Raw genomic sequence first — 21,658 nt, 5'->3', positions numbered from 1 at the left:
GATGGCTGGGGTTACCGTGGTGAGCAGCTCGGCAAGCAGGCGCACCTCGCGTTCGAGGTCCTGACTGAGGCCCGATTGTCCGGCGACCAGTTTGATCATCACCTGCGACTGCCCCAGCAGCGTTTCCGCCATGGCCGCCTTGGATTGCAGCGACTGCTCGGCCTGGGCGGCGTTCAGCCCCGCCACCAGCTCATCGCGGCGGGCATTGAACTCGGCGACCTGTTCTGGCGCATCGCCAACCGGCGCAAGGGCCTGCAGCTGCGCCGCCAGCTCACCTTCGACACGGTTCAGACGGGTCTGCAGAGCCTCGACATTGCCGGTCTGGCCGATGATCGACTCGATTCGCACGAGATCCTTCCAGTCCTCCATGCTACGCCGCACCTGCAGGGTCGAACCGAGCAGCTCCAGGCTCTGCAATTCCGTGCGGGTACCGACGAATGCCCGGTACGAATCACGCACCAGGTAGTAGTTGCTCAGCAACATGGGAACGAAGAACAGGACGCTGACCAGGCTGAACTTCACGCCGAAGCTCAGGCGGTTCATGAACGCGATCGCGGGATACAACAGACTATTCACACGACGTCTCCCAATTTTATTGGTATGGGCTTGCACGCAATTGCAGCGCGCAGCAGGGCTCGTCAGAGAGTGGCATCTGCCCGGGTTATACGGGATATCGGTAGGTGCTTTTGTAACTTAAGGTAATAGCCAAATGATGGCCACCCGACAGGCGGTAGCCGCCACAGGCGCAGCCGCTCTGGCTCGCTGGCTGCAGCCTGTCGGGACGCGAACAGCCATCCAGCAGTTTGATGGACGGCCATTCACTTGAGCCTGCTCCGGGTCAGGCGAGGATGGTCAGAACCGCGATCACTGCGTACCAGAACACCCGGGTACGTACCAGCAGGGCGGCGATCCCATCGAGCCGGGCTATGCCCGCCTCGCCATCGATCGACGGTGAGAGATCGGCGGCCAGGGGGCCTGCATCGGCCAGCAGCCGCCGCGCAGGTACGTCCCAGCTCAGCAGTTCGTCGAGCAACGCTCGATTGACCGCGACAAAATTGCCGACCAGGGCAAAGCTGCCTAGCAGTACGCGCACCGGCAGCCAGTCGAAGGCATGGCGCAACTGCTCCCCACGCTCGCGCAAGCCCTCCAGCGAAGCATGCTCAGCGCACAACGCCAGTAGCCGATAGGCCAGCGCCGCCATCGGGCCCAGCAGCAGGTACCAGAAGATAACGGCGAAAAAGCCCTCATAGCTCTTCCACAACAGCCGCGTCTGCACCGCTTGCAGCAGGCTGGGCGGATCCTGTTCCTGCAAGCCGACATCACGGTCGGCGGCCAGTGCCGCAGCCTCCTGGTCGCCACGTCGCCAGGCGTCGCGGAAGGCGCCAAGTTCGGACTTGGCATGGCCACGACCGAGGCTGTAGAGCAGGACCAGCAGATGCAGCGGCAGGCTCAGCCAGCCATACGCCAACGGCTCCAGCGCCGCCAGCAACAGCCCCAACAGCAGCACGGGCAGCAGCACCAGCAGGAGCAGCGCGAGCCAGGGCGCACGCTGCAAGCGCTGATTGCCCTCCGCCTGGCGCAGTCGCGCCAGCCACGGCCCATCGTGTTGAACACGCAGACGCCAATCGGAAAACTTGTCCACCAGCAGCACGAGCAGGATTACCAGAAAACTCATCGCTCTTTTCCTTTCGTCAGCAGGTAATGAAAGCCGCGCGCAACCGCTGCCAGTCGAACGCCGGGCCGGGATCGGTCTTGCGGCCCGGGGCAATATCGCTGTGGCCACACACCCGTTCGGGCGTGATGGCGGGATAGGTGCTTTGCAGCAGTCGGCAGAGCTCGATCAAGGCACGGTATTGCGCGTCACTGAAGGGCTCGAGGTCCGTACCTTCCAGCTCGATACCGATGGAGAAATCGTTGCAGCCCTCGCGTCCGTCGAAACAGGACACACCGGCATGCCAGGCACGATCCAGACAGGAGACGAACTGGGTGACCGCGCCATCACGTTCGATGAGGAAATGCGCCGAGACCTGCAGCCCGGCGATCTCCTCGAAGAAGGGATGCTCGCAACGCTGCAGTGCATTCTGAAAGAACTGCTGGACCTTGCCAGTGCCGAACTGGCCCGGCGGCAGGCTGATGTTGTGAATTACCAGCAGGGATATTTCGCCGGCCGGACGCTGGTTGAAATTCGGTGACGGGCAGTGGCGGACGCCCTGACACCAGCCGGTGGCGCAATCCAGATGCATCGTGAAGGTCCATGCTGACGGCAGGCCCGCAGGCTAGCGCCTGCAAGACGCCAGCTGCAAGCGCCGCCGCAGCCCTCGGCAATCCTGGTTACAACTGCTGCCGGCTACTCTGCCATGCCAGACAGGCGTCGCGCGGCGGCCTTTTCTTCCCGCCGCGATGCGAGCCGGTCGGCCAGACGCGTCGGTTCGGGCAGGCGATAGCGCGTCAGGTAGCGCATGACCAGCTCCGGCGCCGTGGCGATGCTGACGCGATTGCCCGGCGAGATGATCAGCGGCCGCACCTTGTCTTTGCTGCGCAGTACGCAGCCGATCACTTCTCCGGACTTCTTGTCGCGCAACGCCACCTGCGCGCCGCGCGTCAGGTCGAGTTCGTCATGTTCTCCAGTCAGCAACTTCTTCGCCACACCGATGGTAGGCAGGCCGGTGACCACGCCCAGATGCGCAGCGATGCCAAGGCGCCGCGGGTGGGCGATGCCATGGCCGTCGGAGAAGATCAGATCGGGGACCGCTGGCAGCTCGGCGAGCGCCTGCAAGACCGCAGGCAGCTCGCGAAAAGACAGCAAGCCTGGGATGTACGGCATGTTCGTCGGGACACGCGCCAGGCTGCTACCGACCAGCTCGAGCGTGTCGGCATCCAGCAGCACCGCCGCCGCCCGGGTGATGCTGCCACCCTCTTCGAAGCCGACATCCACCCCGGCAATCAGGCGCAACGGTGGAAAATCGTCCTGCAGTCGCACCTGCGAGGCCAACGCCAGCTGCATCGCTCGAGCGGCTGTCGGGCTGCCGTCCCAATCGCCGAAAGGGGCCGCGGGATACGGGTTGTTTTCGCTCATGGTTCGCTCCTGTGCATCAGCGGTTCGACGCCGTGCCGGGACAACGGTTCACCCTTTCGGCAGCAGTTCAGACTGGACAGCGCACCAGAAAAATAGGACGCTCCAGCCGCCAGACGGCAGTTTCACCCTGTTACTCCACACAATAATTAGAATCGCATGCCCAATCACGCCTCGATCAGACACGTCAGCATACTGGCCACCGAAGGAGTGTTCGCCTCGACACTCATGCAGGCCAAGGATTTCTTCCACATGGCCAGCCTGCGCTACGGCAGGCAAATCGGCCTTGACCTGACCCCCGCTTTCGAAACCCGCCTGGTCAGCCCCGATGGTCAACCGGTGAATACTTTCAGCGGCACAGGCATAGCGGTGGATGGTCTGCTCGACGAAGCCGACATGGTCATCCTGCCGGCATTCTGGGGCGATTTCGATGCACTCTGCGCGCAGTATCCGGAAGTCGCGCCGTGGCTTCGCGAGCGGCACGCTGCCGGCAGCGTCATCTGCGGCGAAGCCACCGGCGTCTTCTGGATGGCTCAGGCGAGCCTGCTTGAGGGGCGGGAAGCGACTACCCACTGGCGCTTCGCCAATGATTTCGCAGCTCGCTTTCCTGGCGTGGCCTTCAGCGCCGACAAGCACCTCACCGACAGCGACAACCTCTACTGCGCCGGCGGTACGACCTCGGCATGCGACCTGTACATGTACCTGGTCGAGCGCTTTTGCGGCGCGCATGTGGCGCAGGGCATGGCCCGCGATGTGCTGTTCGAGCTGCAACGCAGCTACAGCCCGGGACGCTTGGGTTTCGGCGGGCAGAAGCTGCACCTCGATACGCGAATTCTGCAGATTCAGGAGTGGCTGGAAGCGAACTTCGCCGAAAAATTCCGCTTCGAGGATGTGGCGCGCCAGCACGGCATGAGCATCCGCAACTTCATGCGGCGCTTCCAGGCCGCCACCGGCGACAAGCCGTTGCACTATCTACAACGCCTGCGGATCGAGACGGCAAAGAGCCTGCTCGCCACCACCGGCAAGAGCATCAAGACGATCAGCTACGAAGTGGGCTACGACGACGCCAGCTTCTTTGCGCGTCTGTTCCGACAGCACACCGAACTGTCACCCAATCACTATCGGCAGAAGTACCGGCCGGAGTCGTAGGACAAACACGGAGAAGCCAAAGCTGCCGTGCGGAAGCAGGATGCCGACTGCTCGCATGCGCCAGCGTGGTCGAGACTTGAGCTACAAGGGCGTAGTGCAAGCAGACCCGCGGGAGCGTCCCTGGCCGCGAAGCTCTCGCGGCCAGGGCATCCTCAGGGCTTGTGCGGCCGAGCCAGGTACTCGTGGGACTGCATCTCCAGCAGGCGGCTCAGGGTGCGCTGGAATTCGAACTCCAGACGACCACCGGTATAGAGGTCCTTGAGTTCGACCTCGGCGGAGATGATGAGCTTGACGTTGCGGTCGTAGAACTCGTCCACCAGGTTGATGAAGCGGCGTGCCATGTCATCCTTGGCCACGTTCATCTGCTCGACGTTAGCCAGCAGGATGGCACCGAAGATCTTGCCCAGCTCGATATAGTCGTTCTGGCTGCGCGGACCGTCGCAGAGTTCGCGGAACTCGAACCAGGCGACATCGTTGCCGGTCTTCACCGCGCGGATCTCACGATTCTCGATCATCAGCGCGTCGTTGTTGACGACCCGGCAGTTCTCCGGCAGCAGGCTCTTGAAGCTGCGCTCCAGGCTCTGTTCGGCCTCGGCATCGAGCGGGAAGTGGAACAGTTCGGCCTGCTCCAGCGCACGCAGACGATAGTCGATGCCGCTGTCGACGTTGACGATCTCGGTATGCTTCTTCAGCAGCTCGATCGCGGGCAGGAAGCGCGCACGCTGCAGGCCGTCCTTGTACAGCCCGTCCGGGACGATGTTGGACGTCGCCACCAGGCTGACACCGTTCTTGAACAGCTCTTCGAGCAGCGTGGCGAGAATCATCGCGTCGGTGATATCGGAGACGAAGAACTCGTCGAAGCAGATCACCCGCGATTCGTCGGCGAAACGCTTGCCGATGATGGTCAGCGGGTTCTTCTCGCCCTTGAGTGTCTTCATTTCCTCGTGCACGCGCTTCATGAAGCGGTGAAAGTGCGTGCGCGTCTTCTGCTTGAAGGGCAACGCATCGAAGAAGGTATCGACCAGATAGGTTTTGCCGCGGCCAACGCCGCCCCAGAAGTAGATGCCCTTGATCGGCTCCTGCTGTTTCTTGCCGAACAGCTTGCCGAGCAAGCCGCTCTTGCTGCGATCGTCGGCCACCAGGTCGTCGTACAGACGCTGCAGGTGGCGCACCGCGTTTTCCTGGGCGGCATCGTGGAAGAAGTCAGGACGTTTCAGGTCGGCCTGATAGCGCTCAAGAGGAGTCATGGCGGAGTCTGGGTAGTGAAACGGGGCCGACACTTTAGCCGCGCCCTCGGTGGTTGGCAATTTACTCAGGTCGTTCAAGCGTCAGCCCTCCTGGGACACCCGTTCATGGAGACCGTCACGAGGCAGCGGAACGCAGCCAATCGGGGCGTTCCGCCGTGGCAGCGCAGCCTTACTCGACGAGCGTGGCCAGCGCCTCGCGCACCCGCAGCATGGCGGCATCGAGCGCCTCGGCGCTCTCGAAGTGCGGACTGTCGGCGATGCATTCGTCGTCCAGCCACAGGGTGAATTGATCGCCTTCGTCCTCGCGAAGTTCCAGCGCGTCCGGCCCGCCAGCGATCAACCGCTGCGTCAGGCTGCCGATGGCCTTCGGGTTGCTCAGCGGCCGGGACAGCAGCAGTTCCTCGCCGTCGGCGGCGAAGAAGCGGAAGCGGAACGCACCGTCGGCCTCGCGGAAGCTGGCGAAACGCGCCACCTTGCTGGACTTCTTCTTGGCTGGCGCCGCGCTTTTCACTTCGCTGCGGAAGTTGCGCAGACCAACCGCCTCGCGCAGCTCGCCGAGGAACGGCGTGGCGATCCGGCGCGCCTTGGCCGCACCTGCCTGCAGGATGTCCTCCAGCTCGGCGGGCTTGGTGATCAACTGGTGATACAGCTCGCGCGCCTCGCCCAGTTCGCTGTCGAGCAGTTCGAACAGGCGCTGCTTGGCATCGCCCCAAGCCAGCCCGCCCAGCAGCTCCTGGCGGAAATCAGCCTGCTGCTGCGCGGTGGCGAAGGCCTGGTACAGGGTGAACAGGTGGGAGTTGTCCGGGTCCTTCGGCTCGCCTGGCAGGCGCGAGTCGGTGACGATGCGCGCGACCGCCGCCTTGAGCTCCTTGGCGCTGCCGAACAGCGGAATGGTGTTGTCGTAGCTCTTGGACATCTTGCGCCCGTCGAGCCCCGGCAGCGTGGCCACGCCCTCTTCGATCACCGCTTCGGGCAGGGTAAAGAACTCGCGGCCGTTACCGAACAGATGATTGAAGCGCTGGGCAATGTCGCGGGCCATTTCCACATGCTGGATCTGGTCGCGGCCAACCGGCACCTTGTGCGCATTAAACATCAGGATGTCCGCCGCCATCAGCACCGGGTAGCTGTACAGACCCATGGTCACGCCGGCGTCCGGGTCTTCACCGCTCTCGACGTTCTTGTCCACCGAGGCCTTGTAGGCATGGGCGCGATTGAGCAGCCCCTTCGCGGTGACGCAGGTGAGCAGCCAGGTCAGCTCCGGAATCTCCGGCACATCGGACTGGCGATAGAAGGTCACGCGCTCGACGTCGAGCCCGCAGGCCAGCCAGGTCGCAGCGATTTCCAGACGCGAACGCTGGATGCGCAGCGGGTCGTCGCACTTGATCAGCGCGTGGTAGTCGGCCAGGAAATAAAAGGAATCGGCGGCTGCATCACGGCTGGCGAGGACCGCAGGGCGAATCGCACCGGCGTAGTTGCCCAGATGCGGTGTGCCGGTGGTCGTAATGCCGGTAAGGATTCGGGTAGTCATTCAGCAAATCTCGATCGTTGCGTACTGAAGAACGAAAGCAGCGGCTAGAGGCGCGGCGCGACCAGCTCTTTCAATTCCACCAGTTTGCCGTGAAAAAAGTGGCCGCATTCTGCCACTTTCAGTAGCTCGTGGGGGTGCTGCAGCGCGGCGGAAAAGGCATAAACCGACTCGGCATCAATCACCTCATCCTGCTCTGGCTGGATAATGGTGAGCTGGCAATCGCCCGCCAGCGACAGGCTGTTCAGCCGCGACACGGCCGGTGCCACTATCAGCAGACGCTGCACACTCTGCCCCTCGGCTTCCAGGCGCGCCGCCAGGCTGCCGGCGACGAAGCCACCAAAGGAGAACCCCAGCAGCGTCAACGGCAGCTCGGGTTGCTGCTGCCGCAGCCAGCGCAATGCGGCCTCGGCATCATCGACTTCCCCCTCGACCATATCGTGCGCGCCGGCACTGCCGCCCACGCCTCGGTAGTTGAAGCGCAGCGTGCAGTAACCCGCGTCGCGCGCGGTGCGCTGCAGCGTCGATACCACCTTGTTCAGCATGGTGCCGCCCTTGACCGGGTTGGGGTGGCAGATCAACGCCAGGCCGGTCGGCTGAGGCTGATCGAAATACAGCGCTTCCAGGGTGCCGCAGGGGCCGTCGAGAGAGAGAGGGGTTTCGCGTTTCAACAAAGCAGGAACTCCGTGACCTTGGGACGAGTCGACTCGTCTTGCTAACTAGCTGCCAACAACCGCCGCCTCGCGTTGCGGTATACAGAGCAGGTACGAGACGTTAACGTAAGCACAGCCGTTTATATAGAGGAAGGACTCGTGGAACAGACCCTCGCGACCTGGTTGCTCCCGATCGTCGGCCTGATCGCCGGCATCGCCATCGGTTATCTGGTGGCGCGCAGCAGCGCACCGAACCGTACACAGCGGCAGGTCGATGACCTGCAGGAACGCTTCGATACCTATCAGAGTGAGGTGGTCACCCACTTCAATACCACCGCCAGCCTGCTGCGCAAGCTGACCAATAACTACCAGGACATTCAGGATCATCTATCCGACGGCGCCAGTCGCCTAGCGCTCGACGAGCAGACCCGCCAGCGCCTGATGGCAGCCTTGCACAGCGAGGAAAATCACGGCACCCGCGAGCGCCTGTCGTCGCCGACGTTCACCGAGCCACCCAAGGATTACGCCCCGAAAGGCGACGACACTCCTGGCACGCTGCATGAGAACTTCGGCCTGAAGAGCCGCCACTGACCCCTCTGCCTGGCGCAGCTCCTGCGCCAGGCAGCGCAACTCCCCGCCTTACTGACGCAACCGCATCGATAGATCCACGGCGCGCACATGCTTGGTCAGCGCGCCAATGGAGATGTAGTCCACCCCGGTTTCCGCCACGCTGCGCAGCGTCTCATCACTGATGCCACCCGACGCCTCCAGCTTGGCCCGCCCCGCGGTCATGGCGACCGCGGTGCGCATGTCGTCCAAAGTCAGCTCATCCAGCATGACGATATCTGCTCCCGCGCGCAGCGCCTGCTCGAGCTCGTCCAGGCTTTCCACTTCGATCTCCACCGGCTTGCCCGGCGCGATTCGATGAGCAGCCGCAACCGCTTCGGCGATGCCACCGCACGCGGCGATGTGGTTTTCCTTGATAAGAAAAGCATCGTAAAGGCCGATCCGATGGTTATGGCAGCCACCGCAGGTAACCGCGTACTTCTGCGCCAGGCGCAGCCCCGGGATCGTCTTGCGCGTATCGAGCAAGCGCACACCGGTACCCGAAACCATGTCGGCGTAATGCCGGCAACGCGTCGCCACACCGGATAGCATCTGCAGGAAATTCAGCGCGCTGCGTTCTCCGGTGAGCAAAGCCCGTGCAGGTCCCTCGAGATGAAACAACACTCGATCGGCCTCAACCCGCTCGCCATCGGCGACCTGCCAATGGACCGCCACCCGCGAATCGACCTGACGGAATACCGCATCGACCCAAGCGGTGCCGCTCACCACTGCCGTCTCCCGAGTGATGACCGAGGCGTGGGCCAACCTCTCGGCCGGAATCAATTGCGCAGTGATATCGCCGCTACCGACATCTTCGGTCAGCGCTCGACGTACGTTAGCCTCGATTTCAGCAGTCAGATCGGCAAGGGTGAGATTCGGCATGGCGGGCTCCTCAGAATTGCGCGGATTATAAAGGTTGGACACGTCAGCGATAGCAACAACATGCCAACCGAAGCCGCGCCCTCAGACTGAGCTTTTTACCTCTCGGCGGAAAACCTGCGAGTATCTGTGAGCCAAGTCATGTCCAATGAAAAACCGGGCTTGGCACATGCAATCAATGCTTATAATGCCGTCTAAGAAATTGACGCCACCGAAATGGCGACACCTTACTGACGAAGCGCCGTTGTAAAATCAGACCGCTCGGCTATGCTGCGCCAAGAATCCGGTTCGACATGACAAAAACCGCACTAGATTGCGGTCTCGCCCGGTACCTTCCGCCTTGCCCTGCCGACTTGGTTACTTTATTAAGACGCTGCTGGAAATCTGGCGTTGTGTCCGCCCCAAATAGCAGGCGACAGCAGGAGAGTCTCGATGCGAACCGACGCGAAAGTGGTGCACCTGAACAAGGCCGCCCCTGAGCACAAGCCTTCCTCCCCGGCAGGCCGCTTGCCCGTGGCGCTGATTAGCGTGCGCGACAAGGCTGCTCAGCAACTTCGCCAGGCTCTGCAGTCGCTATTCGATAACGCTGACGACTCGCTTTTCGAAATCGCTGACCGAGCAACCAGCAACGCCGAACAAAACGCATTTTTCGAAGCGATGCGCGACTTGCGCATGAAACGCCGCAACATCGAGCGCGGCTTTCTGCAACAGCTGTTCGAAGCTTTCGCCAAGCTGAACCAGTACGAGATCGGCAAGCCGCCTGCCCTGGACAGCGTCTCTTTCGACAGCCTGTCGCTGGTACAGAACGACGAACTCGAAGAGTCGGTTGCCATCGACACCATGGTCGCCAAGGTCATGACTCGTGCCGCGCAGCCGCTGGCCCATCTGACCACGCGCATGAATGCCCTGATCAGCAAGAAGCTCGATGACAAGAGCAACCCGCTAGGCCCGCATGCACTCTGCGACCACTTCATCGAAGCGAGCAGCAGCCTGGGCGTGGAGATCAAGGTAAAGCTGATCATCTTCAAGCTCTTCGAAAAATACGTACTTGCCGATATCGACCAGCTGTACGCCGAAGCGAACCAGACACTGGTTGCGGCAGGCATTCTGCCGGAACTCCAGTCGGCGCCTCCGCGCCGCCAGCAACGCCCTGGAGCACCAACTGGCAGTCATTCAGCGAGCACGCCACCCGGTCTATCCGCACACGCTGATGAGGGGCTACAGGAAGCCGCATTCAGCGCCCTGCACAACCTGCTCTCCGAACTTCGCGGCACTAGCGTTCTCCCAGCCCGTAGCGTTCCGAGCGATGCCATCCCGATCTCCAGCGCAGACCTGCTTCGCCTGCTGTCACACATGCAAGCCAGGGCACCGCAGACCGTCGACGATTTCGATCTTCAGGAGCAACTCGCCAACCTGTTGAGCCGGGTCAGCGCAAAAACGGGGAAGTCGCGCGTCGTAGGCGAAATCGACGATGACGTGATCAACCTTGTCTCCATGCTGTTCGAGTTCATCCTCGACGATCGCACTCTGCCGGATTCGCTCAAGGCACTGATCGGCCGCCTGCAGATCCCGCTGCTCAAGGTCGCGGTACTGGACAAGACCTTCTTCAGCCGAGGCAGCCACCCAGCCAGGCGGTTGCTCAATGAGATCGCATCCGCGGCAATGGGCTGGGGCGACCAGGACGAGGCGCAGCGCGACAGTCTGTATCAGAAGATCGAGCAGATCGTGGCCCGCCTGCTCAACGACTTTGTCGATGATCCGGCTATCTTTTCCGAACTGCTGGCTGACTTCCTTGCCTTCAGCGGTGACGAGCGCCGCCGCAGCGAGCTGCTGGAACAACGCACCCGTGATGCCGAAGAGGGCCGCGCAAAGGCCGAAATCGCGCGCCAGGAAGTGGAGCGCGCGCTGAACCAGCGCCTGCTCGGCAGGACCCTTCCCGAGGTCGTTGTGCGCCTGCTGCAAGAAGCCTGGAGCAAGGTCCTGCTGCTGACCTGCCTGAAACATGGTACCCAGTCCGAGGAATGGCAGGCCGCTCTCGACACCATGGATGACCTGGTGTGGAGTGTTACACCGCACGAGGACGACGTATCGCGAGCACGCCTGCTTGAGCTGGTCCCGAGCCTGCTCAAATCACTGCGTGAAGGCCTGGTGAGTGCCGCCTTCGACCCCTTCTCCACCGGCGACTTCTTTACCCAGCTCGAAGCGCTTCATGTCCAGACGTTGCAGCGCTTTCAGCAACCACAGTCGCACCCAGGCGACACGCAACCAACCGACGCTTCAGCGACACCGGATACTGCACCGACCGCAGCCGAAGCTGCACCGGCAATGGTCGAAGTGGTCGACCAGATCGTTCTGCTTGCACCCGGCGAAAGCCGCGAGCAGGAGCCCGAGATCAGCCTGCCGGATAACGACGAAGCGTTGATTCAGGTCGATAACCTGCGCGTCGGCAGCTGGGTGGAATTCCAAGAGGACGAAGAACACAAGCTGCGCTGCAAGCTGGCCGCGGTGATCAAGCCCACCGGCAAATACATCTTCGTCAACCGCACCGGCATGAAGGTCCTGGAAAAGACTCGCATGGGCCTGGCGACCGAGTTCCAGCGTGGCGCCATTCGGCTGCTCAACGACACCCTGCTGTTCGACCGCGCCCTCGAGTCAGTGATTGGCAATCTTCGCAAGCTGAAGAACACCTGATCACAGCGATGAGCATGCTGTCCCAGCATGCTCATCGCTCATCACGCGGCAAATCGCCGCACTTCGCGCTTGGCTTTTGACCCCGCACAGCTAGAATGCCTGCATTCCACTCGAGGTGCCTATGCCCAGCCGCCTGAACCCCGAAGACCAGCAGCGCGTCGACGATTACCTCCGCGCTCCGCAGCACCAGGTCGAGCGCCAGCCGTTTCGCCCATGGATCCTGCTGCTCGTCGTGCTGGCCGTGGTGCTCGGCCTCGGGCTTCTGAGCCGCCTTTTGAGCCGCCTGGTGCTTTGAGCCTCGCTCGCCCCGTCGCGCCGCAGATTTCCTTGCAGCTATGAGTCAATCCCATGTCACATCGGATCGTAATCGTCGGCGGTGGCGCCGGCGGGCTGGAGCTCGCTACCCGTCTGGGTAGAACTCTCGGCAAGCGCGGTAGAGCGCGGATCACCCTGGTTGACGCCAACCTCACCCATATCTGGAAGCCGCTGCTGCACGAAGTCGCCGCTGGCTCGCTGAACTCGTCCGCCGACGAGCTGAACTATGTCGCCCAGGCGAAGTGGAACCATTTCGAATTCCAGATGGGCCGCATGGCCGGCCTGGATCGCGCCAACAAATGCATTCGCCTGGAAGCGACCCGCGACGAATTCGGCGTGGAACTGGTGCCCTCGCGCTCACTGAGCTATGACACGCTGATCATCGCGGTCGGCAGCACGACCAATGACTTTGGCACCCTTGGCGCTGCCGAGCACTGCATCTTCCTCGACACCCGTGAGCAGGCCGAGCGCTTTCACCGGCAGCTGCTAAGCCACTATATGAAGGCGCACGCCGGCGAGGGCGCCTCGAGCGACATCAGCATGGCCATCGTCGGTGCTGGCGCTACCGGCGTCGAACTGGCCGCCGAACTGCTGCATGCCGCCAAGGAGCTGGCCGCGTATGGCCTGGACGGCATCAAGCCCGAGGACGTGAAGATCACCCTCATCGAGGCGGGCCCAAAGGTACTGCCGGCGCTACCCGAGCGCATCAGCCAACCGGTGCACCAGACGCTGCTGAACCTGGGTGTCACGGTACTGACGGGCGCCGCGGTCAGCGAAGTGACTGCCGAAGGCCTGCAGACCAAACAGGGGCAATTCGTGCCAGCCAGCCTGAAGGTCTGGGCCGCTGGAATCAAGGCTCCAGCCTTCCTTCACGAACTCGACGGACTGGAAACCAACCGCATCAACCAACTGGTTGTCCACCCGACACTGCAGAGCACGCGCGACGACAACATCTTCGCCTTTGGCGACTGCGCCGCCTGCCCACAGCCGGACAGCGACCGCAATGTTCCACCTCGCGCCCAGGCAGCCCACCAACAGGCCTCGATGCTGGCCCGCTCGATCCGCAACCGACTCGAAGGCAAGCCGCTGCCAACCTATCGTTACAAGGATTACGGCTCGCTGATTTCGCTGTCGAGCTTTTCGGCGGTGGGCAATCTGATGGGCAACCTGACCGGCAACGTCATGCTCGAGGGCTGGCTGGCACGGATGTTTTATATCTCGCTGTACCGCATGCACCAGATCGCACTGTATGGCGTCCCGCGTACGCTGTTGATGATGCTCGGCGACAAGCTGAGCCGCACCACCGAGCCGCGCCTGAAGCTTCACTGATGCCAAACCGGCGCACCTTCGGGTGCGCCAGCAGGCGGCGATAAATCGCGGGCAAAAAAAAGCTGGATATCCGTGAGGACATCCAGCTCTTCATGCTTCCGCAGAAGCTTTTATGGTGGGTCGTGTAGGATTCGAACCTACGACCAATTGGTTAAAAGCCAACTGCTCTACCAACTGAGCTAACGACCCAAAAATGGTCGGGGTAGGGGGATTCGAACTCCCGACATCCTGCTCCCAAAGCAGGCGCGCTACCGGACTGCGCTATACCCCGATTGGAATTTGGCTCCGCGACCAGGACTCGAACCTGGGACCCAATGATTAACAGTCATTTGCTCTACCGACTGAGCTATCGCGGAACGACTTCAATTCCAGCTCTTTGGCGTTACGTTACCGCCTCAGAGGCGCGCCATTTTACGGTTCCCGGCTCGCCTGTCAACCCTAAAAATGCGATTCCTTACAACACTTTGCGTTCACCCCGCGGTTCGGCGAAAACACTGCGCTGCCAGGCATGACCTGTGGGGATGATTCCACCCCCCAGGGTCGCTACATTGCTCAGTCGAAAACGATCTGCTCGCCCTCGACCCGCGCCTTGACGCTGCTGCCCGGCGCAAACTGACCCGAGAGGATCTGCTGCGCCAGCGGGTTCTCGATCCAGCGCTGGATTGCGCGCTTGAGCGGCCGCGCCCCATAGACCGGGTCGTAGCCGACGGCGATCAGCTTGTCCATTGCCTCTTGACTGAGCTCCAGACTCAGCTCGCGCTCGGCCAGACGCTTGCGCAGGCGCCCAAGCTGAATATCGGCGATGCCGGCGATCTGCTCGCGGCCGAGCGGATCGAACACCACCACCTCGTCGATGCGGTTGATGAACTCCGGCCGGAAATGATGAGCCACCGCGTCCATCACCGCAGCCCGTTGCGCACCGGGGTCACCGACCAGCTCCTGGATCTGTGTCGACCCGAGGTTCGAGGTCATCACGATCACGGTGTTCTTGAAATCCACCGTCCGGCCGTGGCTATCGGTCAGACGGCCATCCTCGAGCACCTGCAGCAGCACGTTGAAGACGTCCGGATGGGCCTTCTCCACTTCGTCCATCAGCACCACCGAGTACGGCTTACGGCGTACCGCTTCGGTCAGGTAGCCACCCTCCTCGTAGCCGACGTAACCCGGCGGCGCACCGATCAGGCGGGCAACCGAATGCTTCTCCATGAACTCGGACATGTCGATGCGGATCATCGCCTCCTCGGTATCGAAGAGGAACTCGGCCAGTGCCTTGCACAGCTCGGTCTTGCCGACCCCGGTCGGGCCGAGGAAGAGGAACGAGCCACTCGGCCGGTTCGGATCAGCCAACCCGGCACGCGAGCGGCGCACAGCATTGGACACAGCGACGACCGCCTCATGCTGGCCGATAACGCGGGTGTGCAGCATGTCTTCCATGCGCAGCAGTTTGTCGCGCTCACCTTCGAGCATCTTCGACACCGGAATGCCGGTCCACTTCGAGACCACCTCGGCGATCTCCTCGTCGGTCACCTTGTTTCGCAGCAGCTGGTTCTCCTTCTTGCCGTGCTGGTCGACCATCTCCAGGCTGCGCTCGAGGTCAGGAATAATGCCGTACTGCAACTCGGCCATGCGCGCCAGATCACCCTTGCGCCTCGCCGCCTCGAGCTCGGCCTTGGCCTGCTCGATCTTCTGCTGGATCTGTGCCGAGCCCTGCACCTCGGCCTTCTCCGACTTCCAGATCTCTTCCAGATCGGCGTATTCGCGCTCCAGCTTGGCAATGTCGTCTTCCAGCTTGGCCAGGCGCTTCTTGGTGGCCTCGTCGTCTTCCTTCTTCAGCGCCTCGCGCTCGATCTTCAGCTGGATCAGGCGGCGATCCAGGCGATCGAGCTCTTCAGGCTTGGAGTCGATCTCCATGCGAATGCGGCTGGCGGCCTCGTCGATCAGGTCGATGGCCTTGTCCGGCAGCTGACGATCAGTGATGTAGCGATGGCTGAGCTTCGCCGCTGCGATGATCGCGCCATCGGTGATGGTCACCCCGTGGTGTACCTCGTAGCGCTCCTTGAGGCCACGGAGGATGGCGATGGTGTCCTCCTCGCTCGGTTCGTCGACCAGTACCTTCTGAAAGCGCCGCTCCAGCGCGGCGTCTTTTTCGATGTACTGGCGGTATTCGTCGAGCGTCGTAGCCCCGACGCAGTGCAGCTCGCCACGCGCCAGAGCGGGCTTGAGCATGTTGCCCGCATCCATGGCGCCCTCGGCCTTGCCGGCGCCGACCATGGTATGCAGCTCGTCGATGAACAGGATTACGCGGCCTTCCTGCTTGGACAGGTCGTTGAGCACGGCCTTGAGGCGTTCCTCGAACTCGCCACGGAACTTGGCACCGGCGATCAGCGAACCCATATCCAGCGCCAGCAGGCGCTTGTCCTTCAGCCCGTCCGGCACTTCACCGTTGACGATGCGCTGCGCCAGCCCCTCGACGATGGCGGTCTTGCCCACGCCGGGCTCGCCGATCAGCACCGGGTTGTTCTTGGTGCGCCGCTGCAGGACCTGGATGGTGCGGCGGATTTCGTCGTCGCGACCAATCACCGGATCGAGCTTGCCGTCTTCGGCGCGCTTGGTCATGTCGACGGTGTACTTGTCCAGCGCCTGCCGCGACTCCTCGGCATTGGGATCATTGACCGCATCGCCACCGCGCAGGTTGTTGATCGCATTTTCCAGCGCCTTCTTGCTGACACCCTGAGCCAGCAGCAACTTGCCCAGACGGGTATTGCTGTCCAGCGCGGCAAGCAGCACCAGCTCGCTGGAAATGTACTGGTCGCCCTTCTGCTGCGCGAGACGATCGGCCTGATTGAGCAGGCGGGCAAGATCCTGCGACAGGTTCATGTCGCCAGTGGGGTTCTGCAGCTTGGGCAGCTGGTCGAGCTCCTTGGTCAAAGCCTGACGCAAAGCTGCAATGTCAAAGCCAACCTGCATCAGCAACGGCTTGATCGACCCGCCCTGCTGCTCCAGCAATGCCTGCATCAGGTGCAGTGGTTCGATGGCGGGGTGATCCAGGCCGACAGCAATGGATTGGGCATCGGAGAGCGCAAGCTGCAGCTTGCTGGTCAATCGATCGATACGCATGGATATTCATCCTCAAGTAGAGCGGGCCGGCACCGTGAATCGCGCCACATAAACCCGCGAGATGCAGCATAGATGAGGATGATTGTTGAGGATTCAAGGCGGATGACATTGATGCATGTCATGCCCGGACCGCAGAGTCACTGCCGGTCGCCCGTGACGGGACGAATTATGGCGCCAGCCAGATCAGGCTGGCGAAGCGCCCGGTGCGCGCGGCACGACGGTAGGAGTAGAAACGCGCATCGCTGAAGCTGCACAGCCCGCCACCGTAGACTGCATGAACGCCGAAAGCCGCCAGACGGAGACGTGCAAGCTGGTAGAGGTCCGCCATGAAACGCCCGGCGTTGACGCTTGGCAAAAAGGCCGCGGCAGCGGCTGGATGCCGTGCCAGGAATGCCTCACGCACCTCGGGACCGATCTCGAATGCCGCTGGTCCGATCGCCGGCCCCAGCCAGACGAGCACCTGGTCGGCAGGAATCGCCAATGCCTCGAGCGTTGCTTCGAGAATGCCGCCTGCCAGCCCCCGCCAGCCCGCGTGTGCAGCCGCAACACGGGTTCCAGCACGATCACAGAACAACACCGGCAGGCAGTCGGCAGTCAGCACCGCGCAGGCCTGGCCCGGCGTCTCGCTCCAGCTGGCGTCGGCAGTCACGCAGGTCCCGGGAGCCGCGTGAACAGCCATGTTCGAATGCACCTGTGCCAACCAGATGGGTTCACAGCCGAGCGTGTCGCGCAGATGCTGCCGGTTCCAGGATACTGCCACCGGATCGTCGCCGACGTGATCGCCGAGGTTGAAGCTGTCGAACGGCGCAACGCTGACGCCGCCTCGACGCGTGGTCACACAGGCGCGGACATTGGCCGGAGCAGGCCACTCAGGCACGAGCCAGTCCTCGCCCCAGCCGCTCACCCGACGAAGGCCTCGCGGTCCTGTTGTAGCAGAGTGAGCAACCAGACGAAGTCGTCCGGCAGCGGCGACTCCCACTTCATCCTCTGCCCGGTCACGGGATGATCGAGCTCGAGGAAGCGCGCATGCAGCGCCTGCCGCGGGAACTCGCGAAGCGTCTGCACCAGGGTCGGATTCGCCGCTGGCGGAATGCGGAAACGCCCGGCATACAGCGGATCACCCACCAGCGGATAGCCAAGATGGGTCATGTGCACGCGGATCTGGTGAGTACGCCCGGTCTCCAGCTTGACCCGAACATGGGTATGCGAGCGGAAGCGTTCCAGCACGCGGTAATGACTGACCGCCGGCTTGCCGCCTTCGACCACCGCCATACGCTGGCGCTGCTGGCCGTGACGGCCGATCGGAGCATCGATGGTGCCACCGGTGATGATCACGCCGATGACGATCGCCTCGTAGATGCGACTGACGCTGCGCGCCTGCAACTGCTCGACCAGGCGCGTCTGCGCCTGCAGGGTCTTGGCGACCACCATCAAGCCGGTGGTGTCCTTGTCCAGGCGGTGGACGATGCCGGCACGCGGTACGTTGATCAGCCCAGGAACATGGTGCAGCAGCGCGTTGAGCAGCGTACCGTCGGCATGCCCGGCCGCAGGGTGCACAACAAGCCCGGCGGGCTTGTCGATCACCAGAATCTGATCATCCTCATAGACGATCTCGAGCGGAATATCCTGCGCCACCCACTCGCCTTGTGCCTGCTGCTCGGCATTCAATTCGAGCACGGCCCCCGCATGCACGGTGTCACGGGGACGCAGCACGGCGCCATCTACGGTCAGCAGACCATCCTTGATCCAGGCGGCAAGACGCGAGCGCGAGTGTTCGGAAAAGAGCTGCGCCGCGACCTGATCGAGACGTTGCCCGCCAAGGTCAAACGGCACCTCGGCATGGAGTTGGATGGCCTGTTTGGAAGTCGTGGACATACGGCGAGATAGGTTCGTCTGAGAGAGGCAGGTGACATCCGCTGGTAACGGACGGACCCGGGGACCGCAGATGGCGGAGCGGCCTTTGGTTTCGGCTACACGCTTGTGTTTAAATACGGCGTCTTTGTCCCGGCGCACCGGGGCGCTCATCATAACAGGACGGCTCCGCGCGAGACAGCCAGCCGTCACAGGGACGCAAGCCGCCATGCAAGTGAAACACCTGCTGCTGATCGCCATTCTCGCCCTCACCGCCGCCTGTTCATCCAATGAAACCGTCGACGAGAATCTGGGTGAAGTCGAGCTGTACCAGCAAGCACAGGCCGACCTGGACAACAAGAGCTACACCAGCGCCATCAGCAAACTCAAGGCACTGGAGTCACGCTATCCCTTCGGTCGCTTCGCCGAGCAGGCGCAACTCGAGCTGATCTACGCCTATTACCGTAACGTCGAGCCAGAAGCCGCACGCTCGGCGGCAGAGCGTTTCATTCGCCTGCATCCGCAGCACCCCAACGTCGACTACGCCTACTACCTGAAGGGCCTGGCCTCGTTCGATCAGGATCGCGGTCTGCTCGCCCGCTTCCTGCCGCTGGACATGACCAAGCGCGACCCGGGTGCGGCGCGCGACTCGTTCAACGAGTTTGCCCAGCTCACCAGCCGCTATCCCAACAGCCGTTACTCACCGGACGCCAAGGCGCGCATGATCTACCTGCGCAACCTGCTGGCGGCCAACGAGATTCATGTCGCCCACTACTACCTCAAGCGCCAGGCCTATGTCGCCGCGGCCAACCGCGGCCGCTATGTGGTTGAGAACTTCCAGAGCACGCCCGCCGTGGCCGACGGCCTGGCCGTGATGACCGAAGCCTATCAGCGCCTTGGCCTCGATGACCTGGCCGATACCAGCCTGAAGACCCTGCAGCTCAACTATCCCGACCATGCCACGCTGGAAGGTGGCAAGTTCACCCCTGTCGAGACAGAAGACGACAACCGCAGCTGGCTGAGCAAGGCCACTCTTGGCCTCATCGAAGGCGAAACGCCGCGTCCGGACGCGTCGCGCGCCAACCGCGACGTACTGCGCCAGTACGAAAATGCCTCTCGCGACCTGCCTGAAGAGCTACGCCCGGTGCTCAAGGACGTAGAGCAGCAGGAGCAGAAACGCTCCTGGTGGAGCCGCCTGACCTTCGGCCTGTTCGACTGAGAACGCTAACCTGGCGCCGGAGCGACATGTACACCGCGCGGCGCCTGCGCTACCAAGGGCCAGGGTCGGCCCTGGCTGGGCCGATCGCCACGCTTAACAGGAAGGAATCGATATGGGGCTGTTTCGACTGCTGTTCTGGATCGCGCTGATCGCCGCGGCGTTCTGGCTCTGGCGCCGCCTTGTGCAAAAGAAGGCAGCGGCAAAGCCGCACCAGACCACCCTGCCGATGGTCCGCTGCGCCCAGTGCGGCGTACACGTACCTCAGGACCAGGCGCTACAGTCGCAGGACCGCTGGTATTGCAGCCGCGCTCACCTGGAGCAGGACAGCAACACTGGTGGGCGCTGAAAACCTCACCTTCTTCGGCGACCAGGGACGGCGAATCCTTCGCCTGTATCACCTCTATCGCCTGACCATCGGCCTCGCGCTGGTCCTGCTGATCAGCGCCGACCTGCACAACGACCTGCTGCAGATGAGCAATCCGCAGCTGTTCCAGTATGGCGCATGGCTCTACCTGATCCTCAACATGCTGGTCGCCGTGTTGGTGCAAAGCCCCGAGCGCGATCTGTCCGTGCTTGGCCTGGCGTTGATGGACGTGATCCTGCTGTCGGGACTGTTCTATTTCGGAGGCGGCACGCCGAGTGGCATCGGCAACCTGCTGATCGTCGCCGTCGCCATCGCCAACATCCTGCTGCGTGGCAGGGTCGGCTTCTTCATCGCCGCGGTGGCGGCGACCGGACTGATCTATCTGACCTTCTACCTCAGCGTGAGCCGCCCGGAAGCGAGCAGCCAGTACGTGCAGGCCGGCGCGCTCGGCACGCTGTGCTTTGCCGCGGCGTTGCTTGTGCAAGGGCTGACGAGGCGCCTGCAGGTCAGCGAGACGCTGGCACGCCAACGTGCCGAAGAGGTCGCCAATCTCGAGGCCCTCAACGCACTGATTCTCCAGCGCATGCGCACCGGCATCATGGTCCTGGACCCCCAGGAGCGCGTCCTGCTCGCCAACCAGGGCGCGTTACAGCTGCTCGGCCAGGACTCGCTGGCTGGCGAACGCCTGGCGCCGCGCTGCCCCGACCTGCTCAAGGCACTGCAACAGTGGCGTGACAACCCGACCCTGCGCCCACGGAATTTCAAGGCCATCGCTGGCGGCCCGACGCTCCAGCCGAGTTTTGCCGCCCTTCAGCACGGCAACAAGCTGGACACGCTGGTGTTTCTCGAAGACACCTCGCAGATTGCGCAGAAGGCACAACAGCTCAAGCTCGCCTCGCTCGGCCGCCTCACTGCCAGCATTGCCCATGAAATCCGCAACCCACTGGGTGCCATCAGCCATGCCGCACAGCTGCTCCACGAATCCGAAGAGCTGGACGGGCCCGACCGGCGCCTGGCGCAGATCATCCAGGATCACTCGCGGCGCATGAATCTGGTGATCGAAAACGTCCTGCAACTCTCCCGGCGGCGCCAGGCTGAGCCGCAGCTGCTCGACCTCAAGTACTGGCTGCACCGTTTCGTGAGCGAGTATCGCCAGGGACTCAATGCGCAGCAGACGGTGCATCTGGAAACCATCGGCAGTTCGCTGCAGACGCGCATGGACCCCAACCAGCTGACCCAGGTCCTCACCAACCTGGTACAGAACGGCCTGCGCTACAGTGGCCAGCAACATGGGCGCGCGCAGGTCTGGCTGCGCCTGTACCGCGAAGAAGCCAGCGATCTACCCGTCGTCGAAGTGCTCGATGACGGGCCGGGCATCGCCACCGAGCAGCTGCATAACGTTTTCGAGCCCTTTTTCACTACCGAAAGCAAGGGCACCGGATTGGGACTCTACCTCTCGCGCGAGCTGTGCGAGAGCAACCAGGCGCGCCTGGATTATCGCGAACGGCCCGAGGGGGGCAGCTGCTTCCGCATCGTCTTTGCCCACCCGCGCAAGCTGAGCTGAACCGCGCGGACCGGTTGCTGGCAACACATCACACATCGACCAAAGCGGCAGCCACGGCGGCCTCCGGGGAGTTAAC

Annotated in this window: 18 protein-coding genes and 3 tRNA genes; 8 read left to right on the top strand and 13 right to left on the bottom strand. The window is 62.8% G+C overall.

Annotated features, from left to right (window positions below; genetic code table 11):
• Nucleotides 1-838: 838 nt before the first annotated feature.
• The 3 genes from ampE to nfi form a co-directional block, all read right to left on the bottom strand.
• Nucleotides 839-1,675 carry a regulatory signaling modulator protein AmpE gene (ampE, locus tag BHD08_RS03555; protein ID WP_125020817.1) on the bottom strand — a complete coding sequence of 279 codons (837 nt, stop codon included), beginning with the start codon at nucleotides 1,673-1,675 and terminating at the stop codon, nucleotides 839-841.
• A gap of 16 nt (nucleotides 1,676-1,691) precedes the next feature.
• Nucleotides 1,692-2,243 (bottom strand): 1,6-anhydro-N-acetylmuramyl-L-alanine amidase AmpD, encoded by a 552-nt coding sequence (gene ampD, locus BHD08_RS03550; RefSeq protein ID WP_015275666.1) that lies wholly within the window; start codon nucleotides 2,241-2,243, stop codon nucleotides 1,692-1,694.
• 104 nt (nucleotides 2,244-2,347) lie between these two features.
• Nucleotides 2,348-3,076 (bottom strand): deoxyribonuclease V, encoded by a 729-nt coding sequence (gene nfi / locus BHD08_RS03545; RefSeq protein ID WP_125020815.1) that lies wholly within the window; start codon nucleotides 3,074-3,076, stop codon nucleotides 2,348-2,350.
• Nucleotides 3,077-3,232: 156 nt separating this feature from the next.
• Between nfi and BHD08_RS03540 the strand changes: the two genes are divergently transcribed.
• Nucleotides 3,233-4,222, top strand: a complete 990-nt coding sequence (locus BHD08_RS03540; RefSeq protein ID WP_125020813.1) for a GlxA family transcriptional regulator — start codon at nucleotides 3,233-3,235, stop codon at nucleotides 4,220-4,222.
• Nucleotides 4,223-4,374: 152 nt separating this feature from the next.
• Here the strand turns inward: BHD08_RS03540 and zapE are convergent, their stop codons facing one another.
• The 3 genes from zapE to BHD08_RS03525 all read right to left on the bottom strand — a co-directional run bounded on the left by zapE (nucleotide 4,375) and on the right by BHD08_RS03525 (nucleotide 7,668).
• Entirely contained in the window at nucleotides 4,375-5,469 is a 1,095-nt protein-coding gene (zapE, locus tag BHD08_RS03535) for a cell division protein ZapE (RefSeq protein ID WP_106157575.1), read from the bottom strand.
• Nucleotides 5,470-5,638: 169 nt separating this feature from the next.
• Entirely contained in the window at nucleotides 5,639-6,997 is a 1,359-nt protein-coding gene (locus BHD08_RS03530; protein ID WP_125020811.1) for a tryptophan--tRNA ligase, read from the bottom strand.
• Between the two features lie 44 nt (nucleotides 6,998-7,041).
• The gene (locus tag BHD08_RS03525; RefSeq protein ID WP_125020810.1) at nucleotides 7,042-7,668 is read right to left on the bottom strand and encodes an alpha/beta hydrolase; all 627 of its coding nucleotides are present in this window, start codon (nucleotides 7,666-7,668) and stop codon (nucleotides 7,042-7,044) included.
• A gap of 138 nt (nucleotides 7,669-7,806) precedes the next feature.
• Here BHD08_RS03525 and BHD08_RS03520 point away from each other — a divergent pair, with 138 nt between their 5' ends.
• Nucleotides 7,807-8,238 (top strand): YhcB family protein, encoded by a 432-nt coding sequence (locus tag BHD08_RS03520; RefSeq protein WP_015275660.1) that lies wholly within the window; start codon nucleotides 7,807-7,809, stop codon nucleotides 8,236-8,238.
• A 48-nt stretch (nucleotides 8,239-8,286) separates the two neighbouring features.
• On the opposite strand, the gene nadC is transcribed toward BHD08_RS03520, so the two are convergent.
• Nucleotides 8,287-9,135, bottom strand: a complete 849-nt coding sequence (gene nadC, locus BHD08_RS03515) for a carboxylating nicotinate-nucleotide diphosphorylase (protein WP_015275659.1) — start codon at nucleotides 9,133-9,135, stop codon at nucleotides 8,287-8,289.
• Nucleotides 9,136-9,564: 429 nt separating this feature from the next.
• Here nadC and BHD08_RS03510 point away from each other — a divergent pair, with 429 nt between their 5' ends.
• The 3 genes from BHD08_RS03510 (at nucleotide 9,565) to BHD08_RS03500 (ending at nucleotide 13,467) form a co-directional block, all read left to right on the top strand.
• Nucleotides 9,565-11,823 carry a DUF1631 domain-containing protein gene (locus tag BHD08_RS03510; protein ID WP_015275658.1) on the top strand — a complete coding sequence of 753 codons (2,259 nt, stop codon included), beginning with the start codon at nucleotides 9,565-9,567 and terminating at the stop codon, nucleotides 11,821-11,823.
• Between the two features lie 121 nt (nucleotides 11,824-11,944).
• Nucleotides 11,945-12,118 carry a DUF3094 family protein gene (locus BHD08_RS03505; RefSeq protein WP_015275657.1) on the top strand — a complete coding sequence of 58 codons (174 nt, stop codon included), beginning with the start codon at nucleotides 11,945-11,947 and terminating at the stop codon, nucleotides 12,116-12,118.
• 53 nt (nucleotides 12,119-12,171) lie between these two features.
• Nucleotides 12,172-13,467 carry an NAD(P)/FAD-dependent oxidoreductase gene (locus BHD08_RS03500; RefSeq protein ID WP_015275656.1) on the top strand — a complete coding sequence of 432 codons (1,296 nt, stop codon included), beginning with the start codon at nucleotides 12,172-12,174 and terminating at the stop codon, nucleotides 13,465-13,467.
• A 113-nt stretch (nucleotides 13,468-13,580) separates the two neighbouring features.
• Here the strand turns inward: BHD08_RS03500 and BHD08_RS03495 are convergent.
• The 6 genes from BHD08_RS03495 to rluD form a co-directional block, all read right to left on the bottom strand.
• Nucleotides 13,581-13,656: transfer RNA gene (locus BHD08_RS03495), tRNA-Lys, on the bottom strand.
• Between the two features lie 5 nt (nucleotides 13,657-13,661).
• Nucleotides 13,662-13,738: transfer RNA gene (locus BHD08_RS03490), tRNA-Pro, on the bottom strand.
• Nucleotides 13,739-13,747: 9 nt separating this feature from the next.
• Nucleotides 13,748-13,823, bottom strand: a tRNA-Asn gene (locus BHD08_RS03485).
• 196 nt (nucleotides 13,824-14,019) lie between these two features.
• Nucleotides 14,020-16,584 (bottom strand): ATP-dependent chaperone ClpB, encoded by a 2,565-nt coding sequence (gene clpB / locus BHD08_RS03480; RefSeq protein ID WP_125020808.1) that lies wholly within the window; start codon nucleotides 16,582-16,584, stop codon nucleotides 14,020-14,022.
• Between the two features lie 166 nt (nucleotides 16,585-16,750).
• Entirely contained in the window at nucleotides 16,751-17,488 is a 738-nt protein-coding gene (gene pgeF / locus BHD08_RS03475; RefSeq protein WP_015275654.1) for a peptidoglycan editing factor PgeF, read from the bottom strand.
• On the bottom strand, nucleotides 17,485-18,459 hold the full coding sequence (rluD, locus tag BHD08_RS03470; RefSeq protein ID WP_125020806.1) for a 23S rRNA pseudouridine(1911/1915/1917) synthase RluD: 975 nt from the start codon (nucleotides 18,457-18,459) through the stop codon (nucleotides 17,485-17,487). The genes pgeF and rluD overlap by 4 nt, the downstream gene beginning before the upstream one ends.
• 205 nt (nucleotides 18,460-18,664) lie before the next feature.
• Between rluD and BHD08_RS03465 the strand changes: the two genes are divergently transcribed.
• From BHD08_RS03465 to BHD08_RS03455, 3 genes are all read left to right on the top strand, one after another.
• Nucleotides 18,665-19,654 carry an outer membrane protein assembly factor BamD gene (locus tag BHD08_RS03465; RefSeq protein ID WP_015275652.1) on the top strand — a complete coding sequence of 330 codons (990 nt, stop codon included), beginning with the start codon at nucleotides 18,665-18,667 and terminating at the stop codon, nucleotides 19,652-19,654.
• A gap of 112 nt (nucleotides 19,655-19,766) precedes the next feature.
• Nucleotides 19,767-20,000 (top strand): PP0621 family protein, encoded by a 234-nt coding sequence (locus BHD08_RS03460; RefSeq protein ID WP_015275651.1) that lies wholly within the window; start codon nucleotides 19,767-19,769, stop codon nucleotides 19,998-20,000.
• Complete coding sequence (locus tag BHD08_RS03455) at nucleotides 19,990-21,582, top strand: PAS domain-containing sensor histidine kinase (RefSeq protein ID WP_015275650.1); 1,593 nt, start codon at nucleotides 19,990-19,992, stop codon at nucleotides 21,580-21,582. Before BHD08_RS03460 ends, BHD08_RS03455 begins: the two co-directional genes overlap by 11 nt.
• The last annotated feature ends 76 nt before the right edge of the window (nucleotides 21,583-21,658 follow it).

This window comes from Pseudomonas sp. SCT (assembly GCF_003864275.1).
Classification (GTDB): domain Bacteria; phylum Pseudomonadota; class Gammaproteobacteria; order Pseudomonadales; family Pseudomonadaceae; genus Stutzerimonas; species Stutzerimonas stutzeri_AE.
Note: the sequence above shows the minus strand (reverse complement) of the source record. Positions and strands in the feature narration are given on the sequence as shown.